Raw genomic sequence first — 4892 nt, forward strand, 5'->3', positions numbered from 1 at the left:
ACGATCCCGAGCACGACTCCCAGATTGCCGTCATAGCGGCCGGCGTCGACGACGGTATCGATATGCGATCCGATGATCAGCGCGGGAGCAGCCGGATCAGCGCCTTCCAGCCGTCCGACGACGGATCCCAAAGCGTCGATGTGGCTCGCCATCCCGGCACCCTCCATCATGGCGAGCGTCGTCTGTGCGGCGGTGCGGTGCGCGGGCGAGAGATAGAGGCGCGTGAGACGCCCCGGCTCATCCGTGTGGCGCGCAAGATCCTCGATGAGCGTCATGACGCGCCGGCCGAGGGAAAGATCTGAAAGTGGCTTCATGGGCCAACCGTTTCAGGAACGTTCCCAACGCGCAAGAGGGCGTGGCGACGAGCGTTCGACAAGAGAGGCGCGGATGATCAGGCGACGACGCCGAGCTTCTTCTGCAGGCTCGTGGACGACGTGGTGTATTGGAACAGCAGCCGCTTTTCCGGATAGACGTAGCGATGCACTTTCTGTGCCGCGAGTGCGCCCTCGTGGAAGCCCGACAGGATGAGCTTCAGCTTACCCGGATAAGTGTTGATATCGCCGACGGCGAAGATGCCAGGAACATTCGTCTCGAATTTTTCGGTGTCGACGGGAACGAGATTCTCGTGGAGGTTCAAGCCCCAATCGGCGACGGGGCCGAGTTTCATCGTCAGGCCGAAGAACGGCAGGATCACGTTGCACGCGACTTCGAAGGTCGAACCGTCGTCCTTGCGGATGACGACGCCCTCCAGAACGGGCGCCTTGCCTTTCAGCTCGACGATCTGGCCGAGGTGGAGGTCCATATCGCCGGAGCCGACGAGCGAACGCATCTTCTCCACCGTATGCGGAGCGGCGCGGAAGGCATCGCGGCGATGGAGGAGGGTCAGGCGCTTGGCCAACGGCTGCAGGTTCACCGTCCAGTCGAGGGCCGAATCGCCACCGCCGACGATCAGGATCTTCTTGTCCTTGAACATCTGCATGTGGCGGACGGCATAGAACACGCCGGTGCCTTCATAGGCTTCGATATGCTCGATCGGCGGCTTCTTGGGCTGGAACGAGCCGCCGCCGGCCGCGATGATGAGCGCCTTGCAGGTGAAGGTGGTGCCGGCGTCGGTCTTGACGCGGAACAGGGGTGCCTCTGCGGTTCCCAGCGGTTCGACGCTCTCGACCATCTCGCCGAGATGGAAGCTCGGATGGAACGGCTCGATCTGGGCCATCAGGTTGTCGACGAGGCCCTGGCCGGTCACCATCGGGAAGCCCGGAATGTCGTAGATCGGCTTCTCGGGATAGAGCTCGGCACATTGCCCGCCGACCTTCGGCAGAATGTCGATCAGGTGACACTTGATATCGAGGAGACCCAATTCGAACACGGCGAACAGGCCGACCGGCCCTGCTCCGATGATGACGACGTCCGTTTCGATGTTGTCGGTCATGATAGGCTCCTTCGATCGGAACCCCGAAAAGCATTTTCTCCCGCGTTTTGCAATGCGTCGAGCGCGGATCAGTTGCCCGTTGGGGCGAGAGTCAGCTCCAGGCCGTCGAGCTCGGGTGTCCACAGGATCTGGCAGGACAGGCGCGAATTGGCCTGGGTGACGACCGTATCGAGCTGGTCTTCCTCCTCCTCGGTGGCCGGATAGAGCTTGCCGAACCATTCGTGGGCCACGAAAACGTGGCAGGTGGCGCATTCGCAAGCTCCGCCGCAGAGGCCCTCGATGGGAAGACCCCAATCGCGGATGATCTCCATGATTCGCCAGCCCTCGACGGCTTCGAGGGTGTGGCGGTGGCCGGAGCGATCGGTCACATGGATGACGCCCATGAATGGGAAATTCCTTGAAACGGCTTGGGTTGAGGAGGTCGTGCCGAGCACGGGGTGGATATCGTCGTTCCGCCCCGATCCGTCAATATCGGCCTTCCGGCCGGTCTGCTCCGCCCTGAACGCCGAGCGTTTCCGATCGCAAATCCTCGTCGGCGAGAAACGTGGTCATCGGGCCATCGAACCGCATTTCGCCGCGCTCGATGACGCAGGCGCGGTCGCCGATGGCCCCCGCAAAAGCCCAGTTCTGCTCCGACAGCAGAACCGCGACCCCTTCGGCCTTCATCGCCCTGATCGCTTCCGCCATCGTCTGGACGATGACCGGCGCGATCCCTTCGGAGGGCTCGTCGAGGAGGATCGCGTCGGGATTGCCCATCAGCGTCCGGGCGATGGAGAGCATCTGCTGCTCCCCGCCCGACATCTGGTTGCCGCGCCGGTTGCGCATCTCCGCAAGGTTGGGAAAGAGCTGGAACAACCGGTCCGCGCTCCACGGCGAATGGCCGGGCCGGCCCGTCCGGCGTCCGACCTCGAGGTTTTCGTCGACCGTCAGATCCGTGAAGATCCGTCGGTCCTCCGGCACGTAGCCGAGGCCGATCCGCGCGATCTGGTAGGTCGGCAATCCAACGAGCGATCGGCCCTTGAACGACAGGACCCGCGCGTCTGCCGCGACGAGGCCCATGATGGCCTTCAATGTCGTCGTCTTGCCGGCCCCGTTGCGACCGACGAGCGCCACGACCTCACCGGCGGCAAGCCGGAACGACAAATCGAAAAGAACCTGGGCGCGGCCGTAGGAGGCCCGCAGGCCGATAACGTCGAGGAGCGGTGTCATGCGGGCCTCGCGAACGCGTGGCTGTCGCCGAGATAGGCTTCACGAACGCGCGGGTCGGCCTTGATGTCCTCGGGCAAGCCGGCGGCGATGATCGCACCGCGCAGAAGGACGAGAACGCGATCGGCGTGGCCGAAGACCACGTCCATATCGTGCTCGGTGAACAGAACGCCGATCTTGGCCGTGGCCGCGATGGAGCTGACGAGATCCATCAGCGCGCCCCGTTCCCTCAGCGCCATGCCCGCGGTGGGCTCGTCCATGAGAAGGAGCTTCGGCGCGCCGACGAGCGCGATGGCGAGTTCGAGGCGTTTGACGTCGCCATAGGCGAGAGTTGCGCAGGGCCGGTCGGCGGAAGCGACCATACCGACGCGCTCCAGAAGCGCGAGGGCCTCGCCGGTGTGCAGGGACCGCGCCTTTTCCCATACCCGGCGTGTTTCCCGATGGTGGCTCATGAGCGCCATCTGCACGTTCTCGATGACGGTCATCGACAAGAATGCCTGCGCTACCTGGAATGTCCGTCCGACTCCCAGACGGAAACGCTCTTGAGGCGACGTGGACGTGATGTCCGCGCCGTCGAGAAGCGTCCGGCCGTGATCGGCGTTCAACTGTCCGCCGATCATGTTGAAGACCGTCGACTTGCCGGCGCCGTTGGGGCCGATCAGCGCCACCATCTCGCCGCGCTCCACATGAAAACCGACGCCGCGCGCGGCCGTGACGCCGCCGAAGGATTTCGCAAGGTCCTGAACCAGGAGAAGGGTCATGACCGCGCCTCGCGCCACTGCCTGAGCGTGCCGATGAGCCCGCGTGGAAAGATCAACACGATGGCGATGATGCTGGCGCCCAGGAACAAGCGCCAATAGGGCGTGATCGGCATGATCTGGTCGCGCAGCGTGTGCAGCACCGCGGCCCCGGCAAGGGGCCCGAGCAAGGTCTGCACGCCACCGATCAGAAGCATCGTGAGCGCGTCGACGGAGGTGGGGATGCCGAGGAGCGACGGATCGACCGACCCGCGCGAGAACGCGTAGAGACCGCCCGCAAGGCCGGCCCCTGCGCCGGCGACGACGAAGGCGAACAGGCGATGCGTGCGAATCGAAAGACCGATCGATTCGGCTCGCGCCTGCGAATCGCGCATGGCGCGCAAGGCGTAGCCGAACGGCGCGTCGATCATCCGTTTGAGCACCAGACCGGCGGCCGCGCATAGAGCGAGCGTCAGGAGATAATAGGCCGCGCGGCTCGAGGCCCAGGGCGCCGGCCAGACGCCGACGATGCCGTTGTCGCCGCCGGTCACCTCGACCCATTGAAAGGCGACCGCGTAGAGGATCTGCGCCGCGGCGAGAGTCATCATCGCGAGATAGATGCCCGAAAGGCGCACGAGGAAAGCTCCGACCAAGACCGCACCGAGCGCGGCGAAGACCACGGCGAGGGGGAGCGCTCCGATCATCGGCGCGCCAAGCCATTTCACGCCGAGCGCCGCGCCATAGGCGCCGAGGCCGAAGAACGCCGCGTGACCGAAACTGACGAGACCGCCGACGCCGATGAGAAGCTGCAGACTGAACGCGAAAAGCGCCAAGATGAGAATCTCGGTGCCGACTTTCAGGGAATATTCGTCAGCAGCGATGGGCAGCGCGGCGAGGACGCAGAACACGATCAAGGCTGCGATCATGCCGAAGCGTTCCGGCTTGCGGCTCGAGATGCCGACCGCGTGCGCGCCGGCGAGGATCTCAGGTCGTCCGAAGAGGCCGTTGGGGCGGATCGCGAGCGTGACGGCCATCAGAAGGAAGACGACGACGAGCGTGCTCTTTGGAAACAGAAGAATGCCGAACGCCTGCAACTGACCGATGATGAGCGCCGCTAGAAAGGCGCCCGGAACGCTGCCCATGCCGCCGACGACGGTGACGACGAAGCACTCCGCGATGATGGAGAGATCCATACCGGTGTTCGCCGGCACGCGCGGAACCTGAAGCGCGCCGCCGAGACCGGCGAGAAACGCTCCGAGGAACAACGTGCCGGTAAAGAGCAACGCTTGATTGACACCGAGCGCGGCGACCATCTCGCGATCCTGGGTCGCGGCGCGCACGAGAACTCCGAAACGCGTCTTGCGGAGGATCAGCCATACGAAGCCGAGCACAATGGGGCCGGCGGCGATCAGCACGAGTTCATAGGAGGGAAAGCGACGTCCGAGAATCTCCACCGGCGCCCGTAAGCCCGGCGCGCGCGGCCCGAGGATATCCTGTGGGCCGAACACCCATACGAC

At 64.7% G+C, this 4892-nt stretch carries 5 protein-coding genes and 1 pseudogene; all 6 read right to left on the reverse strand.

Features of this window, described 5'->3' with window-relative positions; genetic code table 11:
• Positions 1–314 (reverse strand): annotated as a pseudogene (locus tag AC1DT3_RS12045) (Zn-dependent hydrolase); the annotation flags it as partial.
• A gap of 77 nt (positions 315–391) precedes the next feature.
• Positions 392–1432, reverse strand: a complete 1041-nt coding sequence (locus AC1DT3_RS12050) for an NAD(P)/FAD-dependent oxidoreductase (RefSeq protein ID WP_477465491.1) — start codon at positions 1430–1432, stop codon at positions 392–394.
• 68 nt (positions 1433–1500) lie between these two features.
• Positions 1501–1815: a 2Fe-2S iron-sulfur cluster-binding protein gene (locus AC1DT3_RS12055; protein ID WP_477465492.1), complete on the reverse strand. Its 315-nt coding sequence runs from the start codon at positions 1813–1815 to the stop codon at positions 1501–1503.
• 82 nt (positions 1816–1897) lie between these two features.
• Positions 1898–2641 carry an ABC transporter ATP-binding protein gene (locus AC1DT3_RS12060; protein ID WP_477465493.1) on the reverse strand — a complete coding sequence of 248 codons (744 nt, stop codon included), beginning with the start codon at positions 2639–2641 and terminating at the stop codon, positions 1898–1900.
• Entirely contained in the window at positions 2638–3399 is a 762-nt protein-coding gene (locus tag AC1DT3_RS12065) for an ABC transporter ATP-binding protein (RefSeq protein WP_477465494.1), read from the reverse strand. Before AC1DT3_RS12065 ends, AC1DT3_RS12060 begins: the two co-directional genes overlap by 4 nt.
• Positions 3396–4892 (reverse strand): ABC transporter permease (locus AC1DT3_RS12070; RefSeq protein WP_477465495.1); only part of this gene is annotated, 1497 nt, incomplete at its 5' end. The genes AC1DT3_RS12070 and AC1DT3_RS12065, both read right to left, overlap by 4 nt.

The organism is Microvirga sp. P4_G7 (genome assembly GCF_056401005.1).

Excerpts from the sequence above, each read along its gene's own strand:
- AC1DT3_RS12050 (WP_477465491.1), bottom strand. The coding sequence starts at position 1,432 with ATGACCGACAACATCGAAACGGACGTCGTCATCATCGGAGCAGGGCCG.
- AC1DT3_RS12055 (WP_477465492.1), bottom strand. The coding sequence starts at position 1,815 with ATGGGCGTCATCCATGTGACCGATCGCTCCGGCCACCGCCACACCCTC.
- AC1DT3_RS12060 (WP_477465493.1), bottom strand. The coding sequence starts at position 2,641 with ATGACACCGCTCCTCGACGTTATCGGCCTGCGGGCCTCCTACGGCCGC.
- AC1DT3_RS12065 (WP_477465494.1), bottom strand. The coding sequence starts at position 3,399 with ATGACCCTTCTCCTGGTTCAGGACCTTGCGAAATCCTTCGGCGGCGTC.